The sequence below is a fragment of the Gramella jeungdoensis genome (genome assembly GCF_023805255.1).
Lineage (GTDB): Bacteria > Bacteroidota > Bacteroidia > Flavobacteriales > Flavobacteriaceae > Christiangramia > Christiangramia jeungdoensis.
In genome coordinates this window covers 492,579-514,812 of the sequence record NZ_JAMSCK010000003.1, presented here as the reverse complement: position 1 = coordinate 514,812, position 22,234 = coordinate 492,579, and the positions used below count along the sequence as shown (strand labels likewise).

The following is a 22,234-nucleotide window of genomic DNA, read 5'->3' as shown; positions in this document are numbered from 1 at the left end:
GGTGTTGGTTTTTATGAGTTATAAGCCCATTTAAGATAAGCAGCTCCCCAAGTGAAGCCACCTCCAAAAGAGGCAAATATTAAATTATCTCCTTTTTTAAAGTTTTTTTCGTAATCGCTTAGTAATAATGGCAATGTAGCTGAAGTAGTATTACCATATCTCTGAATGTTCATTAAGACCTTGTTCTCGTCATTAAGTCCCATTCTATTTGCCGTAGCATCTATAATACGCTTGTTTGCCTGGTGCGCTACCAACCAGTCCACATCTTCATTCGTCAGGTCGTTGCGCTTCATGATCTGCTCGCTTACCCCGGCCATATTGGAAACAGCAAACTTGAATACTGTTTTCCCATCCTGTCTTACAAAATGCAGCTTCTTGGCCACGGTTTCTTCAGTTGGTGGAGTAAGTGATCCTCCAGCTTCTATTTTTAATGACTCTCTTCCAATTGCATCGCTTCTTAAGATCTCATCCTGCAGACCAAGTCCTTCAGTATTGGGCTCCATAAGAACCGCACCGGCACCATCTCCAAAGATGATACAGGTTGTACGATCGGAATAATCAATGATAGAAGACATTTTATCGGCACCTATTACGAGTACCTTTTTATATCTTCCCGATTCAATATAAGCAGCCGCTGTAGACATACCATATAAAAAACTGGAGCATGCCGCCTGCAGATCGTAAGAAAATGCATTTTTTGCTCCTATCTCAGTGGCTACATATACTCCCGTAGAGGCCACAGGCATATCTGGTGTGGCAGTTGCCATTATTATTAAGTCTATTTCTTTGGGGTCCAGGTCGGTTTTACGTAGAATATCTTTTGCTGCCTGGATTCCTAAATAAGAAGTTCCTTTGGTTGGGTCTTTTAGAATTCGTCTTTCCTTAATTCCAGTTCTGGTGGTAATCCATTCATCTGTCGTTTCCACCATTTCTTCCAACATTTCGTTGGTTAAAATATCTTCAGGCACATAGGCCCCTACAGCCGTAATTGCTGCTGTGATTTTACTCATAAAATTGGATTTAATTCACCTCTCACCGGTCTAAAATCGTTCTGAACATTCATAGAAAATTACTAAAATTAATTCTAACCGGCGTGCAAATTAAGGTCTTTTTAGGACTTATTCAACTAAAAACAAAAAACTCCCACTATGTGAGAGTTCTCTAATTTTTTGTGAAGCTCTTTTCCTAAATTAAGCCTCTATCTCTTCGGTATTATCAATTAATACCTGGCCACGGTAATAAAGTTTACCTTCATGCCAGTGAGCTCTGTGATACAGGTGTGCTTCACCTGTTACAGCATCTACAGCCACTTTTGGAGCTGAAGCTTTATAATGTGTTCTTCTTTTATCTCTTCTTGTTTTAGAGATTTTTCTCTTTGGATGTGCCATGGCTTCCTGTTAATTATTCGTTTAGTAAATTTTTTAATTTGTCCCAGCGAGGATCTGTATCATCCTCATTTTTCTTTTTCTGATTTTTCAAACTAAGCTCTTCCAGCTTATCGAGTACTTCAGACTTCAAAGTCCCGTCTTCCACTCCCGGGTGAATTTTCTTCTGTGGAACTGAAAGAACCACAAGTTCATAAATATATTGCTGAACATTCACCTCAAACTCGCCATGAGGGAGAATAAGCAAATCTTCATCATCATTATTGAACTCATCCCCGAATTTGATCACCAAAAATAATTTTCCATCAATTGGCTGATCGAATGGCTCATTTGTAAGATCACAGTTAACGTTTACTGTTCCCGTTGCTCTAAAAGTCAACTCCATCATTGTGGGTTTCTTTTCGAACAACAGATCGATCTTCACATCAGCACTGTTGAATTCATCGTACTCAAAATGTTCAAAGAACCTGTTATCTAACTCATACTCAAACTGGTGTTTCCCAAGCTTTAATCCCTTGAAAGGAATTGTAAACTCTTCTAAATTCCTCATCTCTCCTCAGTTTTGAGTGCCTTCCGTTTCCGTAAAGGCGGGTGCAAAGATATAAAAATTAATCAATTATGCTCTTTTTATAAACAATTTTTTGTTTATATCTTCCTGCCTTGTTTCTTTAGCGGATTTTCGGTCAACACCTTATATTCTTCACGTGCTTTAAATATCTCAATAGCCTTAAACACAGCTTCTTTGAACGAGTTGATATTAGCCTCGTTCTTTCCCGCAATTTCGAAAGCCGTACCATGATCGGGAGAAGTACGCACTTTACTTAAACCGGCTGTGAAATTCACTCCCCTTCCAAAAGATAAGGTCTTAAAAGGAATAAGGCCCTGATCATGATAAGAGGCTACAACAGCATCGAAATTTTTGTAGTTCTTCGAGCCAAAGAAACTATCAGCGGAATAAGGTCCAAAGACGAGGTCTCCCTTATCTCTTATTTTCTGAATAGTTGGCTTCAGGATCTCTTCGTCTTCCTTTCCAATCACTCCATGATCACCACTATGAGGATTGATCCCCAGCACTGCTATCTTTGGCTTTTCAACCCTGAAATCCTGCTTAAGAGTTTGCTGAATAATACTGATCTTCTTCTCTATCAGCTCCGGAGTGATCACCGAAGCAATATCCTTAAGAGCCACATGATCGGTAAATAAACCTATCTTCAGATTATCGGTGATCATGAACATTAAGCTATCGCCTCCCAGCTCTTTGGCCAGATAATCGGTATGACCCGGGAAATTGAATTTTTCTGACTGGATCGTATGCTTATTGATAGGGGCTGTAACCAGCACATCAATATCATCATTCTTCAAAGCACTTGTTGCGGCTTCAAGAGATTTAAACGCATATTCTCCAACAGTTGTATCTTCTTCACCAAAATTAATCTTTACATTCTCTTTCCACACATTCATCACATTTATCTTCCCGTCTATGGCTTTAGAAGGATGATCTATTCCCTGGAAATGCAGGGATAACTTATAGTGTTTCTTTAAAAAATTGATGATCTTGGACGAAGCGAAGATGATCGGGGTACAAAAATCCAGCATTCTGGTGTCGTCAAAGGTCCTGAGCACGATCTCACTTCCTATCCCATTAAGATCTCCAATGCTAATTCCCAATTTGATCATTTCGGCATGTTTCATATAGTTTCCCGATATAATATTTTAATTTTACCCACAAATGTAACCATTATTATAGAAAACAATGTTCACAGGCATAGTTGAAGAAACAGGAAAAATTACGAATCTGAAAAAATCGGGTGGAAACTTGAATATTAGCGTTCAGGCAAAGATGACACCTGAGTTAAAGATAGATCAAAGTGTGTCCCACAATGGGGTTTGTCTTACTGTTGTTTCTTTGGACGATAAAGAATATATGGTTACAGCCATTCAGGAAACCCTGGAAAAAACCAATCTTGGCCAACTCCATACGGGAGATCTGGTAAACCTTGAAAGAGGCATGAAATTAGGTGACCGCCTGGATGGACATATTGTACAGGGACATGTAGACCAAACCGCAACCTGTACCGAAATAAAGGAAAAGGATGGAAGTTGGGAATTCACTTTTGAATATGATCCTGAAATTGGAAATGTAACAATTGAAAAAGGATCGATCACTGTAAATGGGGTGAGCTTAACAGTGGTTAATTCAAAGAAGAATAGATTTAGCGTTGCGATTATTCCTTATACATATGAACATACTACTTTCAAGAACCTGAAATCTGGTGATATTGTGAATCTGGAGTTCGATGTAATCGGGAAATATGTAAAGCGCCTGAACGAATTATCTTAATTCAACTCAAACTTTCTCATCTTATAACAGCCGTACATAACTCCCACGGCCATCAATAAATATACATAATCATCTATAGGCAGGCATAATCCAGGTGGAGGTGGAGTTCCTCCTCCGCTTGAGCCATCATCGCAAGGGGGATCTGTATGGCTTTTTGTAGGCTCAGGCGGGTCCTGAGCGTGCACGGACGTAGATATACCCACGAAAAGTATTAAAACCAGGAATATACATCTAATCTGCCCCATTGATATTCGGTTAATATTTCCGGCTAAAGCCCTTAAATTCAGATTTTTTTCAGGAATTTCTATCACTAAGGTAAGAATTTTCCAGCATTAAAAAACATTTATAAACTCTATAAAGGTCTTATTTGCAAACTTAAACTTTCAAATCTTTCTACCTAATTTTAAATTTTAAAGTTTTACGGAGCTTTTGAGAGGGTTTTCCCCCATTGGGTCTTTCCATAAAAAATATAGGTTTCTGAAAATCAGACAGTTTAACAGCTTTAAATTTATACAATAAGTGGCTTCCATTCAACAATTAAAGATAAATTTTTAACAATATTGTTAATAATAAAATTTATTTCAGAATATCTTTCCCTGTAAACTGAATAATAATTTGTACTCATTATAGATGTGATAAAAAAAGAAAGCCCTGCATCTCTGCAAGGCTTTCTTTTCTTAGTGGTCCCACCTGGGCTCGAACCAGGGACCACCTGATTATGAGTCACTTTATTTTAATAACCTTTTATTACTCTTCTAAGTATATTGTAGGATTATGGCGTGTTACTATCTAGATTTTAATTCTTTTTAGCCTATTTTATAAAAATAGATTAACCATAGTTGAGCCAATAAAATAAAACTTAAAAAAACTACACGATGCAATATCAGCAAATTCCGCAGTATTAATCTTTCTTTGTCTGCTTTCAATTCGTACATGGAATATCTTTTGAATCCAATGTTATATAATAAAACCTATTTGTATTTTCATCATAATAACTTGCATTTCCTTCACTATCTAGATCGGCATCAAATTCTGGAAATTCTTTTTCATAAAACCGGTTATTATAATTGGAGTACATCTTTATAACATAGCCATCTTCAACCTCCACCAAGAAATTACCTGATTCCCCATCTCCATAATGATCCTCAATAGATACATCGGCACAATAAATTCCATCAGTGAAAATTCTATAAGAAAAGTCACCAAATAAAAGCAAGCCAATAATTAAAAAAGCAAAGAGCCCTATTATATGTTTCACTAAAGGGTCAAATTTCGGTAAATAACTATCGAAATAATCTGTTAGGATAAAAACAGAAAACAATCCAATAAAAGCTATCAAAATAAGGTAATGTAAATTGTAACCTAAAAAATTGAAGACTTCAATTACCAATATTAGGACTGAAAACAATATCATTAATAGAGCGAGAATTAGAAATGCAAATGCAACAATTCGGGTAATTTTTCCTAGAAAAGTAATCCACATTTTATCTTCTTGATCCATATGTAATTTATATAGAGTTAATTGTTATAGGTGCAAATTTTGACCTGCCAACCTCATTTAATGATTTGCTAAAATTTTCGGTTTTATAATTTCCGCTATTATATAGAAATCCTAAATCTCAGTAACTTTTCAGAGTTTTTAGTCATATAGAAATCTTTCACCATTTCAAAATCGATGAAACCAGACTCACACATCATGGCTAGCTTTATGAATTCCTGTGGATATTGACTATGTAATGACCTTGCAAAATGAAATTTGTTGTAATTTACTCTACAGGATGCATAGTCACAAAACTCAAGCTTTCTATAGCATTCACAAGCTGGAAGTGTAACCTTATCTGGAAAAAAAAGGCCTAAAGTAAGACTATCGAAAACAGCTCTATTCTCTTCTAATGCCTCCCAGTCCCATTTATTGTAAAATTCTGTGATTAGTCCTAATGACCACTTTATATTTTTATTTCTGGAGAGTCCTTGGAAATCCAAATAGTCTTGAAGTTCTTCTATATTACCAGAGGTGAAGGGATAAATCTCAGATATTAATTTATTTAAAATTTCAAATGAATAGTGTTTCATCTAAAAATGAAATTAACGCTATTATAATTAATATTAAAATATAATCAATTCTGAAATTTACCCTTTTTAACTATGATGTGTAATCCCATGCACACATCAACTCATTAAATTTTCATCCATAAAGCTAAAATAACTCTTTGGTGTAATAATTAAATGGTCAAGTACTTTCACATCTAAATATCCCCCTGCTTTAATAAGTTTTCTTGTTAAGGCCTTATCTGCTTCACTTGGATTTAAGTTACCACTTGGATGGTTATGACCTAAAATTATACTAGAAGCATTACATTTTAATGCAACACTAAACACCAACTTTGGGTCTACTAAAGTTCCTGATACGCCCCCTCTACTCACAGGGTATATGCCCAACACTTTATTGGCTCTATTCAATAAGAGAATTTTAAATTCTTCTTGTAACTGAATAGTTCCTTTATTCCAACAGGATATAAATAATCTGTAAGTAATTTCACTGTTGGTAATTTTAGTCGCTTCTCTTGTATTATCAGCGTAAGAAACTTTTATTTCACAAATACTATTTTTTCCCATCTCTCTGGTTTTTTAAAGTTAAGGGTTAGCTTAGCTACTAACCCTTATTAAACTATTCTACTCCATTCATTGAAAACACCTGCTTTTCAGTCATTTTAACAATATCATCGATGGATGTATTTGACTTTTCTACAGGTTCTCTCTCTGGTTTATTCTCTTCTTCCTGATACTCATATCTGTAATCCAGCTCTATTACCTCACCTGTATCTTTAATTGTGTATTCATAAGGTTCAGTCTCAACCTTTTCAATCTTTCCTGGAAGCTCAGTTCCTATAAGAGTTTGACAGGTTGCCTCATCAAAAGTTGAAGAAATTGTAGATCTTTTAGCAGTCACATAAAATCTATTTGTCTGCTTGGATTTAACCATTTGGATGCCGCCCTGCAGTACCAGAACATAAAAGGATTCCCCTTCTTCATTCTGTCTTTCTAGGTAATCAATTACTCTTACCATAATTCTATAATTTTTGAGTTGAAAAATCTTTCATTAAGTTCCAAATAGTCTCTAAGCAGATACAACTCAGCTATCACCTTGGTTCTAAATACTCAGACCAAAATTTGAAACTCAGATAGAAAGGCGGGGGGATATCCCCATCGCAGAACTTGGTGGGGGTGTTGCCACAGGGTAAAGCATGAATAAATAATTTTACTCCAAAAAAAATTTAAAAAATTTGAGAAGGAGATTAAAAAAGCATATTGTTATCGGTATTATATTTCGCTATTATTTACATTTAATTAGTTTCAATTCATTAAGAAAATTTTTAGATTTACCTGTTCAGTACGCTTCCCTGCCAGCGATACCATAAAAAGTTAAATCTAAATATCATCTAAGAATGATCAACCAACTTATTACCAATCTCAATAATGGTAACATTCGACTATTTTTTGAATCTAAAATCACCTCTTTTAAGCCTGAGCAGGAAGTCTTTGAGAATATAGTCTCCGAGGAAAAACCTTTTGCAGATCCGGTGAAAATAGGACATGCTGAACTTAATAATCATGAAGAACTATTAGTTTTTTCATGTGCCTATAGGTCTGAACTTACTGCCAGAAGTGCTAAGAAACAGCAGTTCGAAATAGCTAAAAAAATCCTAACGGAAGATTTTAAAGATGGTGCAATTTTCATCTTTTATGATGATGCTGGAAATTTTCGCTTCAGCTTTATCAGAAAAAATTACGGAAGTGAAACATCTAAATATTCTAACTGGAAGAGATTCACTTACTATGTGGACCCATTAAAGAAGAACCAGACTTTTAGAACAAGAATGGAGAGCTGCAGGTTTGATTCTTTGGATTCCATACAGAACTGTTTTAGTGTTGAACCCCTTTCTAAGAAGTTTTATGAGGATCTAAGCTATTGGTATTTCGCGTCCTTTGATGAGGTAGAATTTCCTAATGATCGTAAAGAGAAGGAATACAATTTAAAGGCTAATGCAATGATTAGGCTAATCACTCGCCTAATATTTATTTGGTTCATGAAACAGAAAGGTCTAGTGCCAGGGGAACTTTTTGAGAAAAGAAAATTAAACGGCCTTCTCCATTGGAAGGATTCAACTGGAAGTACATACTACAAAGCCATTTTACAAAACTTATTCTTTGCAACTTTAAATACTCCACAAGAAATTGGGCGAAAATTTGTTACTAGTCAATTCGGTGTTCAAAATTTTTACCGTTACAGGAGATTTATAAAAGATGAACAATATTTTTATGAACTGATGAATCCTATTCCATTTCTTAATGGAGGTCTATTCGAAAATCTGGATATCGTTTTTACCGGAGACAAAGAAAATAATATGTCTAGAACGGAAATTAGGATAGATTGTTTTTCAGATAATAAAAAGAACGAAAATCGTTTAAAGGTTCCTGACTACCTTTTCTTTGGTGAACGAAGAGCGGATATATCACGATTTTTTGAAGATAAAAGATGTGCCGATGTTGAAATTTCTGGCCTCATTGACATACTGAATCGCTATGACTTTACAATTGATGAAAACACTCCGGAAGATCAGGAAGTTGCATTGGATCCAGAACTATTAGGAACTGTCTTTGAAAACCTTCTAGCAAGCTACAACCCGGAAACTGAGAAAACAGCTCGAAAAGAGTCCGGATCTTTTTATACACCACGACCTATCGTCAATTACATGGTAAAAGAATCTCTGGAGTGTTACCTGGAGGGTGCTGTTAATATTAAAAAAGAATATCTTGAACAACTTTTTGATCCCAATGAGAAATTGGATCTAGAAAAAGAAGAAAAAATTAAAATTGTTTCTGCTTTAAGTCATATTAAGGTTTTAGATCCTGCTTGTGGTTCTGGAGCTTTTCCCATGGGTTGTTTGCAACATCTGGTTAGTGTCTTGAATAAGTTAGATCCGGAAAATCAATTCTGGAAAGAAGCTCAAATTGCCAAATTAAAAGCAGAACTAAATAACTCTGTAGACTATAGAGATTATGATAGTTTAAAAGAAAACATTGAGACTATTTTTAATAATGAATTTAATGATCCTGATTACGCTCGCAAACTTTTCTTAATCCAAAATTGCCTTTATGGAGTTGATATCCAGCCTATCGCAATGCAAATTTCAAAACTTCGTTTCTTTATATCTCTTCTGGTAGAACAAAAGACTGATCGAGAGAAGGAAAACTTCGGTGTTTTGCCACTGCCTAACCTGGAAACCAAATTTGTGGCAGCTAACAGCCTGTTAAGATTGGATGACGGTCTTAGTCGTCAAAAAGGTACTTTGGGAATGGGAAAGCTTCAAAATGTACAAGTCCTAAAAAAAGAAGAAGAACTTGCCTCTGTGCGGGAAAAGTATTTCTCTGCAAGAACTCCAAAAACGAAAAGTAAATATAGGGGCGAGGACAAAAAAATCCGAGAAGAAATAGCTAGTTTATTGATAGAAGATGGTTGGGACAATGACGCAGCTTACAATATAGCACAATGGGATCCATTTAATCCCAACTCTAAAGCAGAGTGGTTTGATCCAGAATGGATGTTCGGATTAAAAGATTTTGATTTAATAATCGGCAATCCTCCTTATAGTCAGGTTAAAAAAAATACCTATGACAAGAAAATTTTTCCCTACTCAGAAGGAAAAGATAAAGGGAAACAAAATTTATATAAGTTGTTTGTAGAAAATTCCTTTATTCTGTCCAGAAGAAACGGAATCGCTTGCATGATTGTCCAAAGTAGTCTTCTTGGAGATTTATCGGCAACATATACAAGAGAGTTATTACTAAAGAATACAAGTATATTAAAAATAATAGAATTCCCTAAAAAATCTAAAGATGCTGAGGGACAGGTTTTTTCCTCTGTGCTTCAGGGTACTTGTATTTATATTTTTAAAAAGAAGATTCCAATAAAGAATCATAATTTTTCAATTTCAATTCAGAATAATGTCAAAACAATTTCTAATCCTGTGTTTGAAAAAATAGGTCAGAAAGAACTTTTAACCATTTATCCTGATGCTTATTACATCCCATTAATAAAAGAAAATTATTCTCAGATTCTGGAAAAATTGCCCGCCAAGACTTTTCCTTTAAGCATACTAATTAGAGAGATTAGCCAAGGAGATCTCAATCTTACCACTTCAAAAAAATATTTTTCCGAAGTCATTTCTGAAGTAAAGCTATATAGAGGAAAAAATGTCCGTAGATTTCTTTTAAACTCAGAAGCTTGCGAATTTCTTGATGAAGAATTTTTACCTGACCAAGTTGAGTTAAATTCAGAAAATGAATTTATCGTACTTCAAGAAATTACTGGGACAACTGATAAATATCGACTTCATAGTTGTTTAACAGTGTTAGGTGAATCTTACCTTTTCGGCCATACGGCTAATAAAATATTATTGAATGACCAGAGCCTTAATAAGCTCATAATGGGACTTCTGAATTCCAAGTTTTTAGACTGGTTTTTTAGAATTACCTCTACAAATAACCACGTCATGGGCTATGAACTGAAACAATTACCAATCCCCAATGATTTTCAGACCGCTCAGCCCCTAATGGAGAGAATAATCGGAGATATACAATACAGAACTGAAAGAGGCATTCCCTTTGAAGAGTTTGAGGAGGAATTAAATTTCCTTGTTTATTCTTTGTATGATTTATCCTATGACGAAATTCTAATGGTTGATCCCGATACCAATATTATTAGGAGCGACTATGAAAAAAGAGCACTACTAACCTAAATTTCAGTATGGCCAACAATTTTATATCTAACAAAAGTCCTCAAAAAACTCTGAGCGGCCGACTTAACAATATCATTAAGTTTAGCACAGAATTAAGATGGCTAGTAGGTTTTTTCTATTTCTCCGGTTGGAAGGAAGTATATGAAAATTTAAAAAAGAATGAAGAAGTAAAAATTCGTTTACTGGTAGGACTGGAGGTGGACAAGCATCTTCATGGAATATTTGAACACGACGTCCAGGAGGTGGATCTAAGCAGTGATGAGAGGTTTAACAATTTTATGTCTTCTATGGGCTTTGCTGTAAATAACGAACAGCAAGACACTCAAGAGTTCTATAAGCAGGTTCATTTTTTTCTAGATATGCTGCAACAGGAGAGACTCATCATTAGAAAAACAAGAGAACCAAATCATGCAAAACTCTATCTCTTCGAAATGAACAAAGAAGAAAAAGGGAAGCATAATTTTGACGGTTACCTAATTACAGGAAGCAGTAATCTCACCCGCTCTGGTCTTCATGGTCAGCAGGAATTCAATGTGGAAATTAAAGATTACGGCTATGAAGATGCTGTAGAATATTTTGAAGAGCTTTGGCAACTTGCAATCCCTATCACCGAACTTGATCAGAGAAAGAAACATCTAATAGAGTTTATACAGCACCGTTCTCAGGCAGCAGTGGTAGATCCGTTTGAAGCATATGCGATGGTTCTTAAGACTTACCTCGATTTGCAAAAACAGAAGAAGCTTAAACCCCAAGTTGAAAGATTATTAGAGGAAAATGGATTTAAGAAATTCTCCTATCAACTAGATGCGGTAAACCAAGCCATAGGGATTATTGAACAGTATAACGGAGTTGTAATCGCCGACGTAGTTGGACTAGGAAAATCTGTTATTGCTTCTTTAATAGCACGCAATCTTGACAAAAAAGGAATTATCCTCTGCCCTCCCGGGTTGATGGGTGAATATAGTGATAAAACAGGATGGTGGGGTTACGTCAGGAATTTCGAGTTAAATGGCTGGCATGTTTATAGCCGCGGACAGATCGAAAATTTGGCAGAAGAATTAGATGGCTCTGATATTGAAATGGTCATTGTAGATGAAGCACATAGCTTCAGGAATCAAGATACTTCAGCATATGAGGCTCTTATGGAAATATGCAGGGGGAAACAAGTAGTTCTGCTTACAGCTACTCCATTTAATAATTCTCCTGCTGATATTTTCTCCCTTCTTAAATTATTCATTGTGCCTGGGATGTCTGGAATTACTATCGAAAATAATCTTGAAGGGTTATTTAGAGGATATAATTACAGGTTCAGTAAATTATCGGATATCCTGAAGAACTTTAATTCCGGAAGTCCTGAAAAACGTGAGAAGGCTGAACGTGAATATGTTAAGTTACTTGGAGAAGAACCACCGGTGAATCCAGATCTTGTTCGTGCAGAATCTGCAAAATTGGCTACAAAGATCAAAGAGGTTATTTCTCCTGTAGTTATCAGAAGAAACAGATTAGATCTTGAGAAGGATTTTCAGTACAGTAAGGAGATTGGAGAATTACCCAAAGTGGCACCCCCGGAAGAACTGTTCTATTATTTAAATGAATCTCAGTCTGAGTTTTATGATAGAATAGTTACAAATTATTTTTCTGAAGGAGGGCTATTCACGGGTGCTGTTTATCAACCAGCCAGCTATGAAACAATAGTAGACGAAGAAAAGGACATGGAGGGTAACCGAAAAGCTCTACAGCAAAGGAACCTCTTTGACTTTATGCGAAGGTTATTAGTGAAGCGATTTGAAAGTTCTTTTGGTGCCTTCGAAAAAACCATTGGACGCTTTATTCAGGTTCATGAATTGGTTCTGGACTTCATCAAGAAAACCGGTGGAAAATACATTCTGGACAGAAATTTCATGGAGAAAATTTACGATTATGATGAGGATGAAATAGATGAGCTACTCCGAAAATTTGAAAATGATCTATTAGAGCGAAGAATACCAAAAAATAATACCGTATACAAAATCAACGACTTCCAGAGAAAGGAAGATTTTCTACAGGATATTCAGAAGGATCTTGAACTTTTTGAAAGAATTAAAACAGAATTAGAGGAAGAAAGGCTAGTGGAAAATGATCCCAAAAGAGAAACCATCTTTAAACAAGTTCTGGAAATCGTAAAAAAGAATCCAGATAGAAAGGTAATTCTATTTACGGAGTATGTGGACACAGTACTTCACCTGGAACCTTATTTTAGAAGAAAGCTGAAGGAAAATGTACTTGTATGTGATGGAAAAGTAACCAGAACCTTGGCAAAGGAACTTGAGCGCAATTTTAATGCTCAATACGAAGGCACCTGGCATAATGATTTTCAAGTATTAATTACCAGTGATAAACTTTCTGAAGGATTCAATTTAAACCGAGCAGGTGCCATTATTAATTACGATATCCCATGGAACCCAACTCGCGTTATCCAGAGGGTAGGCAGGATTAACAGGATTGGACAGAAAATTTTTGATCTCCTATATATCTACAATTTCTTTCCTTCAGAAACCGGTGCCGATTACGTGAAATCCCGTGAAATCGCACAGCAAAAAATGTTCATGATTCACAATGCTCTGGGGGAAGACTCTCAGATTTTCCACCAGGATGAACAACCCACGGCGAGTGGACTTTACAAAAAAATCAATGAAAATCCGGAAGATGAGGAAGAGCTAAATACAGTGACTTTTGTGCGGAATGCCTATAAAAAAATTGAGGACAAATATCCTAATGTAATAGATCGCATAGAAAAACTTCCTTCCCGTGTGAAGTCAGCAAAATCATTCCAATCTTCTGATGTAAATGTTCTCCGTAAGAAAGGTCTCAGCCTTTTTGCGCAACAAGCTGAAGCAACTAAAACAGAAGTGGAAAGCCTCACCTTTGAGGGTCTACTTGACTACGTCAAATGTGAATATGGCACACCACGCTTAAATCTTTCTGAAAATTTCTGGCCGGTGTATGAGGTGGTCAAAACACACCGGGAAAAGATAAGGTCCAATAAGAATGAATTAGCCATTGAAAGTAAGGCACACGATAATCTCAAAACTGCCTTAAAAGTAATCGACGCTTCAGAAGAGGAAAATATTCAATTCATCAAAACTATTATCAAGGATATAAAGCACTACTATACGATGCCTAAATACACCCTTAGGCGATTAGCGTTTGATCGCTTAACTCCAAATTCATCAAAGAAGAACTGGAAAAAATTCTTTGATGAACTCAATTATATAAAATCAAGATATGGTGTTGACTACTTGGAGAGAGTTCTTGAAAAGGTGAAAAACCAGAAAGAAGAAGTAATTATTGCAGTGGAAAATCAAATTCTAAAGTAGAGAAGAGATACAAATTCTAGCATTTGATGCTACAAAAAAGAAAGAGACTTTTAAAGTATAAATTTTAATTAACTATAACCAACCTATGAGAAAATTATATTTTTTAGCCCTAAGCGTCATCTTGTTTTCCTGCTCTGGTGACAGCGCTTCAGATCAGTCTGAAGATGGAATCAAAACCCTTGAGGTAAATAATGTGTATGTGCAGGGTGAGCCTAAAGGATGGAGGGATATTGTCATTTCCGATGGAGATTTTACCAGGAATTCCCAGGATGACATCTATTATCCAGAAGATAACGTAAGCTATGTAATAGACTTTCTGGAATTGCAATTAGGTGATGGTATGCATGAACCTAAGACCTTGGAGCAAACTTATAATGCAGAAACAGACATTTATAAGAATGAAGGAACCGAAGGAGTAATCTTCTATAATAATTTCAAATTTGAAAATGGCGAATATGCGTCTTCCGATGATCTATTTGACATTCAGGGTTATGTAAGGTTTGAAGTACTATCAGAAAACAGCTTTAAGTTCTATATTGAACTTATAGATGGAAGAAAATTTCAGGGGAGTTATACCGGTGATATGACCATTTTAGATAAAGAATATAGTTTTGCTCCTGATGTTTTTTGGGAGGAAGAATAAAACCTAAACGATGATAAAATACCTACCTAAAATCCTTCTAATGGCTTTGTTATGCTCCTGCCAAGGTCAGCAGAACTGCAGGGATTTACCTCAGCAATTTGAATCTTATTATACCGCAAAGGATAAAATTAGCAATGCGGCTTTCAAAGTTGAAGACACATTTAATACTTCCAGAAGTTCCTGGATTAAAAATGCACACTATTACTCGTGTAATGGAAGAACTGGTTTCCTCATAATTTCAACCAAAACTGATTCATATATCCATCAAAATGTGCCGGTAGCCTTATGGAATGAATTTAAGGTCGCCTCTTCCTTAGGAAGATTTTACAATTTGAACTTGAAGAATAAATATCAATTAACTCCAGAAAACTGATACCAAATATTAATTTTATATGAAGCTTAAATACCTGCTTATTATAGGGTTAATCATTACCTCTATAAAACTAGATGCCCAAAATTTAAGATTAACTGACTTACACAATATATCGTCAGTAAAAAATTGGGAAAGCGCTAATCAGTATCTTCTCAACAAAGGATGGGAATATTATGAATCTTCCAAGGGAGATTCTAAAAACTACAATGTCATTACCTGGTCTTATAAACGCAACTATAATGATGAGGCACAGGGTTGGTTTTACGTATATACAACAGATAGTGAACCTAATAAAATAAGCTATACCACTTTCAATAAATCCTCTTATTCTGCTGTTCTAAGAGAACTAAACAGCAATAATTACAAGCTATTGGATAGTGAAATAGATGATAATGAAATTACCTCTGAATACAGTAACCAGCATTATATTTTAAGAATTAGCACCGATAAGCGTGAGGGTTCCTCTTCATTTGATGAAACTGTAACTGGATACAGATTTACCTTGATAGAAAAGTTTGGAACTTTTGACGTCGATAATGGCAAAAAGGTAGAATACCATGATAATGGTAATATCTCCATACGATACAATCTAAAGAACGGCAAAATTGATGGTAAAATCGAAGTATATCATCCTAGTGGCCAATTGAAAAAGACAGGTACTTACCTAAATGGAAAGCAAAATGGATTATTCAAAGAGTATGATGAAGAAGGGGATTTAGTTCTCGAATACAATGTGAAAAATAACTTAAAGCATGGTTCATATATAGAATATATAGACGGCAAAAAATCATACCAATATAATTATGACAATGGGGAATTGTCAGGAGCATATATAAATTATATCTACACTGACGAAGGTAAACTGGTCGCGGAACAACATGGGAATTTTGCTAATAACGAAAAGGTTGGAATATGGAAAACAATTCCTTCCAGTAACCGGGAAAATGTCATCTTTCAAACAACCTACAAGGATGGAATGAAAAATGGTTACTTCCATGAACCACTTGGAGACAGTTTGGTCGTGGGCAATTACAAAAACGATGAATTACATGGAAAATATAAAATATTTCTGGATGTAACCAGAATGCTTGGAGGTGGAATTATTAATACTGACACTACGGAATTGCAGGTTCTAACCGAAGGACATTATTTTAAAGGTGATAAAAGCGGAAAATGGTTGCATTATGATGTTACCCAGACATTACGAGAAGAAGGAATATATGAGAATGGGCTCAAGCAGGGGCCCTGGAAATATTATTATTCAAACATCTCTATTGAGAACAAACCTGCTCCCTACGCTAAAAAGCTTTATTTAATAGAAAACTACAATAATGGCAAACAAGATGGTTTACAACAACGCTTCTCATATTTAAACAAAGAGGAAAAACCTTGTGCAGAGAATTCAGATAAAACTGATGACTGTTGGGATTTTGTCTTTTACAAGGTAAAAGAAATTTCAAATTATAAGGACGGCGTATTACACGGTCACTTTTCGCAAGAACTAGAGAATTTAGATTTTATTTTAAAAGGTGAATATAAATCTGGTGAAAAGGAAGGTGAATGGATCGAAAAAAACCGATATATTATAGATTCAAAGCCTGTTTATTTAACGAAAATCGGAGAATATATTGATGGAGAAAAGAACGGAGTATGGAAAGAATATCTTGGTGATGATTTGGTGAAAGAAATTAATTATAACAAGGGTGATTTAAATGGTGATTATATAGTTCGAGATGAAGGTAGATTAAAAGAAAAAAGAATATTTGATTATGGTGAGTTGGATCAATTTATTGTTTATGACAGCACAGGTGTGAATGTGGTAGAAAAATATGAATATATCCGTACTTCAAGCAAAGGACCACTCTGGAAAAGGTCTAATCCGATGGGTTCAATAACAATGACTCAGGAATATAGGGTAAAGCCAGATTCCGATATCAATTCGACGGAATTTGAATTTATTTTGAGAGATGGTTTGAACTCCAAGACAAACCAATATAATGCATATAGAGATGGCAAATTTGAAATGCTGGAAAATAACACTCCTCAAATAGTCGGTTATTTTGATAAAGATTTACAAACAGGTAAATGGACTTTTTTCTTTTATGATCAAGGTGTAAAAATCCAATCTGACTTTATTAATGGAGAGAAACAAAACGAAATTTACCTAACTCTTCGAGATGAGCCTTTTGATGGAACATTCGTTTATTTTGATTCAGAAGAAAATATAAAGGAAGAAAGAAGAGTAAGAGATGGGTTAAGAGATGGAAACACCAAGTATATTGATTTAACAACGGATAAAACCATCAGAAAAGAAAAGTACAAGGAAGGTGAAATTAAGTAATACTTAACCAGATTTATCAACCATGAAACATATATTAATAATCTTCGTGGTATTCATTTCGACTACCTCTTATTCCCAATCCCTGGAAGATCTTGATGACTATTCCATTGATAAGGTTTACAAAAAAATTGAACTTGATTACGGTACACTTGACCAGGATGGAAACCAGATTGACGCTATTTATGTAGAGACTGAATTTGATGTTGAAAGAGGCAAATATGAAATCGAGCTAACAGATGGTCCAGGAGACCTTTACGAGATAATTGATACGGGTTACTATGTAACTTTTGATTATTATTTTGGTTATGCGGGATACAGGCAGGAATGTATTTTAGAGGTAACGGGTGGTTATAGTCCTGGAATAATTTATAAACTAGATTAATTAAAGAAATCAAAAAATAAACACGGAATTATATGCAAAAAGTTTTTTTAGTCCTAATCGCCTTAGGAATATGGGGCATTTTTTTACAAAATGCCGGTATTTTGCCTACCACCAATAGCGTGTATGTTAATGGTGGACATATATCTGCGGAAATCCAAGGAGAAGTAGAGGTGGAAAATACTGTAGATGTCAATCTCCATGAAATTAATGGGCATAGAGATGCTTTTTATAACAATTATAATAGTCATCCGGATGACTATTATAGAATCCCAGTATACACTGCCCAATAGCTTAATAACAATAGTGAATAGATGGTCGAAGATTCCAAAGAAAAATCCATTTTAAAATTTTTTAAGTTCGAGCCCACCCCAGATCAAATGAAGGTTCTTCTTAATCTGGAGAGTTTTATTACCAACAGCTCTGAGGACTTTTTAATTATTAATGGAGCTGCTGGAACGGGGAAGACTTTATTGATGTCATCCTGCATAGCATATTTAAGAGATAAGGGCATCGCTAATAATCTAGCTGCACCCACAGGTAGAGCTGCTAGAATTCTAGCCTCAAAGGCCCATGTACCCTGTTCAACCATTCATTCCTTGATATATAATGTCAATACGGATCCTGAGGAAGGTACTATACGTTTTAGCTTAAAAGAAAATGAATCAACAGAATATACAGTTTATATTATTGATGAGGCTTCTATGGTATCCTCCCAGTCAGAATCTGACCAGGAAAGTCTTTTTGAGGGAGGGAATTGTGTCTTGGATGACCTAATTTACTATGGCAAACAGGGTAATGACCTAAATAAATTTATATTCGTAGGTGATAAAAACCAACTACCACCAGTAAAAGAGTCTTTCTCGGCAGCCCTATCTTCAAAGTTTCTGAAAGAAAAATACAACCTTGAAGGAACGAGTTTAAAATTGAATACTGTTAAAAGGCAGAAAACTAATAGTTCCTTATTTAAATGCATTAATAATATCAGGGAAGTGATTGAGAATACCGCTAGGGATTTGGGTACTGAGGCCTACTTTAGTATAAACACCCAAGCTGTAGCGGAACACCTATATGCGTTGGATTTAACGGAGAACGGTCATGAATACTGTACTGCTTTAGCCTATAACCACAGCAAGAATTTACAGTTCAATCAGAGGGTTAGATCATTACTTTTCAATTACCCGAAGGAGAAACTTGTGCCCGGGGAGTTATTAATAATAAACAGGACTTTAAGGAAACCAGAGTATACATTGTATAATGGAGATCATGTAATTGTTAAAGAAATAGATCTTCAGAATACCGAAATTATTGAGGGGTTGGAATTTGCCAAGGTTGTTATAGAAGCGACCGATATAAGCAACGAAAGGTTTGAAATCAAGGACTACATTCTTCTTGATACCCTTGAAAAACCAAAGGGCTTAGGCAAAAAAAAAGAAAAAGCATTGCATAAAATTCGGAAGATCCAAAATAAAAAATATAGAGACAATGGTAATGCCATGGAAGACCCATTCTTAGGTGCGATAAGAGCTTTATATGGTTATTCTATTACCATTCATAAAGCCCAAGGTGGTGAATGGGATAAGGTTTATATTTCGGATTGGTATCCTCCCTCAAAAACATATTATAATTCAAAATATACAGCCTTTACCAGGGCGAAGGAAGAAGTATTTGTGTACAATTTATATAAGCTTCATTAAAATTATTAAAATGGAAAGGAGAGGTTTCAAAATGCCTAAAGAGGAATACGAAGAGCAATCGAAATTACATTCTCACTATCTATCTAATAAAAATTTCAACTTTGAATTACCATATGAATTCTTTTCCGCACAAGAAGCTCTCGAATTACAGGAACTAGGAAATTGGTATAGTGCATTAGAAAGAGGTCAGATAAAACCAATAACCAGCGTTCAGTTTAGTTTTCTATTCAATTTAAAAAATTTAAACACTGATTACATTGGCAAAGGAGAGATTTGGATTAAGTATAGAATACTTCATAATCAGTGGGGAGTGATTTTTAAAATTTTATCTCTTGCCAATGATGACGAATTAAAAATTCTTTCTGAAATTTTAAAGACCAACTCTCAAAATGCTGTGGAAATTATTGTAAGACTCCAAACCCTTGGGTCAAATATTTTAGGAAAGATTGATCAAAAGTTTCCTAATGACAAATATCTTCTATCCTACAGAGGGATTTTAATGAAGGTTGCAAAAAAACTAAAGTTTGAGTCCGATGCAAAAAATAAAGAAATCGAACACAAAATAATCGTAACCGTTTTAAAACGTTCCTTGAAAAGGATGACTCCAGAGCAGAAAAAAAAGTTTGAAACTGAATTGAGAAAAATGGCCAAAGAAAATGGCTCTAAATACTATGCCACTGGTGTTTCGTTAGCTTTCCTAACTTCCGCACAATTATCTGGGTTCGGAGTATATTTATTAGCAACTACCGCTTTAAGTACTTTGGGTAGTGCTTTAGGCTTAACATTATCTTTTGCCGCTTATACATTCCTAACTTCGGCTTTATCTACTATTATAGGTCCGGTGGGGTGGGCAGCTCTGGGTCTATACACCATTTGGAAAGTTTTTGATGTAAATTATAAGAAACTTATTCCAGCAATCATATACCTCCACTGGCTCAGAGAAAAATATATGGAAAATGTAATTTATCTAAATGAAAAAGCTAGTTCTTGACCCCTTCCGAGGTCAAGAACTTTCAACTCAAAAACCAGCGATAATCTGAATCACCACTGATTGCTTTTGAGAGCCCTTGGGTAAATTCAAAGGCATTCACTCCTCTCTCGAGAAAAGTGTCAATATAAGAGCTCTTATTAGCTCCTGTGATCAAGTTATATACCTTCCAAAGATTGATATCACCTGATTGTTCTTTACAAAAGCTTTTATCAGAATAATAATCCTTTGCGATAGAGCTAAAATGACTCTCACCATATAGCAATTCTGGTAATTGTTCCTTTTCCTTCTTTGGCAAATACTGATATAATCTTGCTTTACCAATAAGCTGTGCAAATTGTTTTTCACTTAGGCTCTGTTCTACCAGTCTTCTCATAGATTGATAATGCTTTTTCATTTCATATGAAGAAATTAAATTTACTATGGCTTCATTGAGATCAGTTAAAGAGGTAGTTCTATAGTCCTTTTTATAACCATCTGTACCTATACACATATTGCAACAAACCATGTTTTCAAAACCTATAAAGAATTTGAACTTCTCCGCTGACTTTTTACTGTATAGGTTTTCATGATTGTAAGCTCTAACACCACCAACACTTAGAGTTAATTGATTTCCGTCAATGGTTTGCGTAATACCGGGGAGGGAGAAGAGAAAAGCCATTCGTTCATAGTATATGGTTTTTTGTTCCTCACGCAGATCCTTGACAGCTACTCCTATGGCATCTGGAGTTCTGCCTTTAATCATATGACTAGCTCTAATAGCAGGTTCGCTAATCTCCTCACCTTGAAAGATATCTTCAACAGCTGATCTCGTCTGTTCTATAAACTCGCTGTGACTGATGGTTTGCTCATTATCGTTGGCAAATACTGGAATTATACAATCCTCTCTTAAATGAGAAAGGCTAACTGCCGTAGAGTTAGCCTTTATGAATTGGTTGTTTTCGAGTAATTTAACCTCTGTTTTATGAGTACCAGAGGAAGGGAGAGATGTAATTATATCTTCTCCTCGCCCCTGGTCTTTTGCGTTATTGTTCATTCTTACTAATTCCATTGCTGTTAAAAGTTTTTAGGTTTGACATCTGATTATCCTTGATAGTTTTCTGTTGCTTCACAAAATCATCATTAAGTTCTACTCTATAATCTGCGAGCTCATGGAAGAGTTTATTCAGCTCTTCTTGAGAGCTACAGTTAGTGATACGGTCTTTCATAGGGTTTAGATCAATTCCTTGTTCACACCACTGTTTGATCTTTCTCCCTACTCCCCTGGTAATCTGAAATTCTGGTTTATCCATAAATAATCCTGTTCTATCCTTACTACAAGTAGCAAAGTGTTTGATATCCAAATCCAAGATTACGGTAAACTCGTATTCTACTCCGTCTCTTTGAACTGCCTTTAACCCGACTTTTTCAGGGACATACTTCCCGTCTTTCTGGTTAAGCACATAATCCTGTTTGGTTCTCATAGTAGCAATTACATGACAAGTACTATTCAATATTTTGTCTATGAATGCTTTTTGCCTTGGAGTAATTTTACCCCAGTTGGTAAATGAATTTCCAGAAAGAGATGCGTGATAATCCAATAGGAACTCCCATGCATGAGTGATACTATCAATGATAATAACCTCCATCCCTTCTCTCTCACAGAGTTCAATAGCCTTTATGTATTCTTCAGGATTATGTTTCTCTAAAGCAATTACATAGTAATCCCCTAAGTCAGAATACAAGTTTGAGCTACCATTCTCGGAGTCAATTACAGCTACTTTACTGAAATCTCCTGAACAAAGTCCCTCTGCTATTAAAAGTGAACTATAGGTTTTGCCTGAACCAGCAGGTCCTTGTAAAGCCATTTTGATTTTGGCTTTTCTTCTGTTTGATTTAATTAGTTTCATTTATTCTGTTTTTTTAAATAAAAAATGCGGACTTTTTAAGCC

21 protein-coding genes are annotated in these 22,234 nt (G+C 35.3%); 10 read left to right on the top strand and 11 right to left on the bottom strand.

Annotated elements, in window-relative coordinates; all coding sequences use genetic code 11:
- Positions 1-11: 11 nt before the first annotated feature.
- The 4 genes from NE848_RS09995 to pdxA all read right to left on the bottom strand — a co-directional run bounded on the left by NE848_RS09995 (position 12) and on the right by pdxA (position 3,077).
- Positions 12-1,010 carry a beta-ketoacyl-ACP synthase III gene (locus tag NE848_RS09995; protein WP_252113039.1) on the bottom strand — a complete coding sequence of 333 codons (999 nt, stop codon included), beginning with the start codon at positions 1,008-1,010 and terminating at the stop codon, positions 12-14.
- Positions 1,011-1,190: 180 nt separating this feature from the next.
- The gene (gene rpmF, locus NE848_RS09990; protein ID WP_252113037.1) at positions 1,191-1,388 is read right to left on the bottom strand and encodes a 50S ribosomal protein L32; all 198 of its coding nucleotides are present in this window, start codon (positions 1,386-1,388) and stop codon (positions 1,191-1,193) included.
- 13 nt (positions 1,389-1,401) lie between these two features.
- Entirely contained in the window at positions 1,402-1,935 is a 534-nt protein-coding gene (locus tag NE848_RS09985) for a YceD family protein (protein WP_252113035.1), read from the bottom strand.
- Positions 1,936-2,030: 95 nt separating this feature from the next.
- Positions 2,031-3,077 carry a 4-hydroxythreonine-4-phosphate dehydrogenase PdxA gene (pdxA, locus tag NE848_RS09980; protein ID WP_252113033.1) on the bottom strand — a complete coding sequence of 349 codons (1,047 nt, stop codon included), beginning with the start codon at positions 3,075-3,077 and terminating at the stop codon, positions 2,031-2,033.
- A 61-nt stretch (positions 3,078-3,138) separates the two neighbouring features.
- Between pdxA and NE848_RS09975 the strand changes: the two genes are divergently transcribed.
- Positions 3,139-3,726 carry a riboflavin synthase gene (locus tag NE848_RS09975; protein ID WP_252113031.1) on the top strand — a complete coding sequence of 196 codons (588 nt, stop codon included), beginning with the start codon at positions 3,139-3,141 and terminating at the stop codon, positions 3,724-3,726.
- Here NE848_RS09975 and NE848_RS09970 read toward each other — a convergent pair.
- The 5 genes from NE848_RS09970 to NE848_RS09950 all read right to left on the bottom strand — a co-directional run bounded on the left by NE848_RS09970 (position 3,723) and on the right by NE848_RS09950 (position 6,793).
- The gene (locus tag NE848_RS09970) at positions 3,723-3,911 is read right to left on the bottom strand and encodes a hypothetical protein (protein WP_252113029.1); all 189 of its coding nucleotides are present in this window, start codon (positions 3,909-3,911) and stop codon (positions 3,723-3,725) included. The two genes, NE848_RS09975 and NE848_RS09970, sit on opposite strands and share 4 nt — an antisense overlap.
- A 737-nt stretch (positions 3,912-4,648) precedes the next feature.
- Positions 4,649-5,227, bottom strand: coding sequence for an SLC5/6 family protein (locus tag NE848_RS09965; RefSeq protein ID WP_252113027.1), 579 nt, complete (start codon positions 5,225-5,227; stop codon positions 4,649-4,651).
- A gap of 98 nt (positions 5,228-5,325) precedes the next feature.
- On the bottom strand, positions 5,326-5,799 hold the full coding sequence (locus tag NE848_RS09960; RefSeq protein ID WP_252113025.1) for a hypothetical protein: 474 nt from the start codon (positions 5,797-5,799) through the stop codon (positions 5,326-5,328).
- Between the two features lie 96 nt (positions 5,800-5,895).
- Positions 5,896-6,342 (bottom strand): JAB domain-containing protein, encoded by a 447-nt coding sequence (locus NE848_RS09955; protein ID WP_252113023.1) that lies wholly within the window; start codon positions 6,340-6,342, stop codon positions 5,896-5,898.
- Positions 6,343-6,394: 52 nt separating this feature from the next.
- Positions 6,395-6,793 (bottom strand): hypothetical protein, encoded by a 399-nt coding sequence (locus NE848_RS09950; protein WP_252113021.1) that lies wholly within the window; start codon positions 6,791-6,793, stop codon positions 6,395-6,397.
- A 379-nt stretch (positions 6,794-7,172) separates the two neighbouring features.
- Between NE848_RS09950 and NE848_RS09945 the strand changes: the two genes are divergently transcribed.
- The 9 genes from NE848_RS09945 (at position 7,173) to NE848_RS09905 (ending at position 20,306) form a co-directional block, all read left to right on the top strand.
- Positions 7,173-10,526: an Eco57I restriction-modification methylase domain-containing protein gene (locus tag NE848_RS09945; protein WP_252113019.1), complete on the top strand. Its 3,354-nt coding sequence runs from the start codon at positions 7,173-7,175 to the stop codon at positions 10,524-10,526.
- Between the two features lie 8 nt (positions 10,527-10,534).
- Complete coding sequence (locus NE848_RS09940; RefSeq protein WP_252113017.1) at positions 10,535-13,882, top strand: helicase-related protein; 3,348 nt, start codon at positions 10,535-10,537, stop codon at positions 13,880-13,882.
- 85 nt (positions 13,883-13,967) lie between these two features.
- Positions 13,968-14,525 (top strand): hypothetical protein, encoded by a 558-nt coding sequence (locus NE848_RS09935; protein ID WP_252113016.1) that lies wholly within the window; start codon positions 13,968-13,970, stop codon positions 14,523-14,525.
- Between the two features lie 10 nt (positions 14,526-14,535).
- The gene (locus NE848_RS09930) at positions 14,536-14,898 is read left to right on the top strand and encodes a KTSC domain-containing protein (protein WP_252113014.1); all 363 of its coding nucleotides are present in this window, start codon (positions 14,536-14,538) and stop codon (positions 14,896-14,898) included.
- A 19-nt stretch (positions 14,899-14,917) separates the two neighbouring features.
- Positions 14,918-17,239 carry a toxin-antitoxin system YwqK family antitoxin gene (locus NE848_RS09925; protein ID WP_252113012.1) on the top strand — a complete coding sequence of 774 codons (2,322 nt, stop codon included), beginning with the start codon at positions 14,918-14,920 and terminating at the stop codon, positions 17,237-17,239.
- A gap of 22 nt (positions 17,240-17,261) precedes the next feature.
- Complete coding sequence (locus NE848_RS09920; protein WP_252113010.1) at positions 17,262-17,621, top strand: hypothetical protein; 360 nt, start codon at positions 17,262-17,264, stop codon at positions 17,619-17,621.
- A gap of 32 nt (positions 17,622-17,653) precedes the next feature.
- Positions 17,654-17,911, top strand: a complete 258-nt coding sequence (locus NE848_RS09915) for a hypothetical protein (protein ID WP_252113008.1) — start codon at positions 17,654-17,656, stop codon at positions 17,909-17,911.
- 21 nt (positions 17,912-17,932) lie between these two features.
- Positions 17,933-19,315 (top strand): ATP-dependent DNA helicase, encoded by a 1,383-nt coding sequence (locus tag NE848_RS09910; protein WP_252113006.1) that lies wholly within the window; start codon positions 17,933-17,935, stop codon positions 19,313-19,315.
- Between the two features lie 10 nt (positions 19,316-19,325).
- A complete protein-coding gene (locus NE848_RS09905; protein ID WP_252113004.1) occupies positions 19,326-20,306 on the top strand; it encodes a hypothetical protein in 981 nt (326 codons plus the stop codon).
- Positions 20,307-20,328: 22 nt separating this feature from the next.
- On the opposite strand, the gene NE848_RS09900 is transcribed toward NE848_RS09905, so the two are convergent.
- On the bottom strand, positions 20,329-21,354 hold the full coding sequence (locus NE848_RS09900; protein ID WP_252113002.1) for a DUF3871 family protein: 1,026 nt from the start codon (positions 21,352-21,354) through the stop codon (positions 20,329-20,331).
- Positions 21,329-22,192, bottom strand: coding sequence for an ATP-binding protein (locus tag NE848_RS09895; protein WP_252113000.1), 864 nt, complete (start codon positions 22,190-22,192; stop codon positions 21,329-21,331). The genes NE848_RS09900 and NE848_RS09895 overlap by 26 nt, the downstream gene beginning before the upstream one ends.
- Positions 22,193-22,234: the final 42 nt, after the last annotated feature.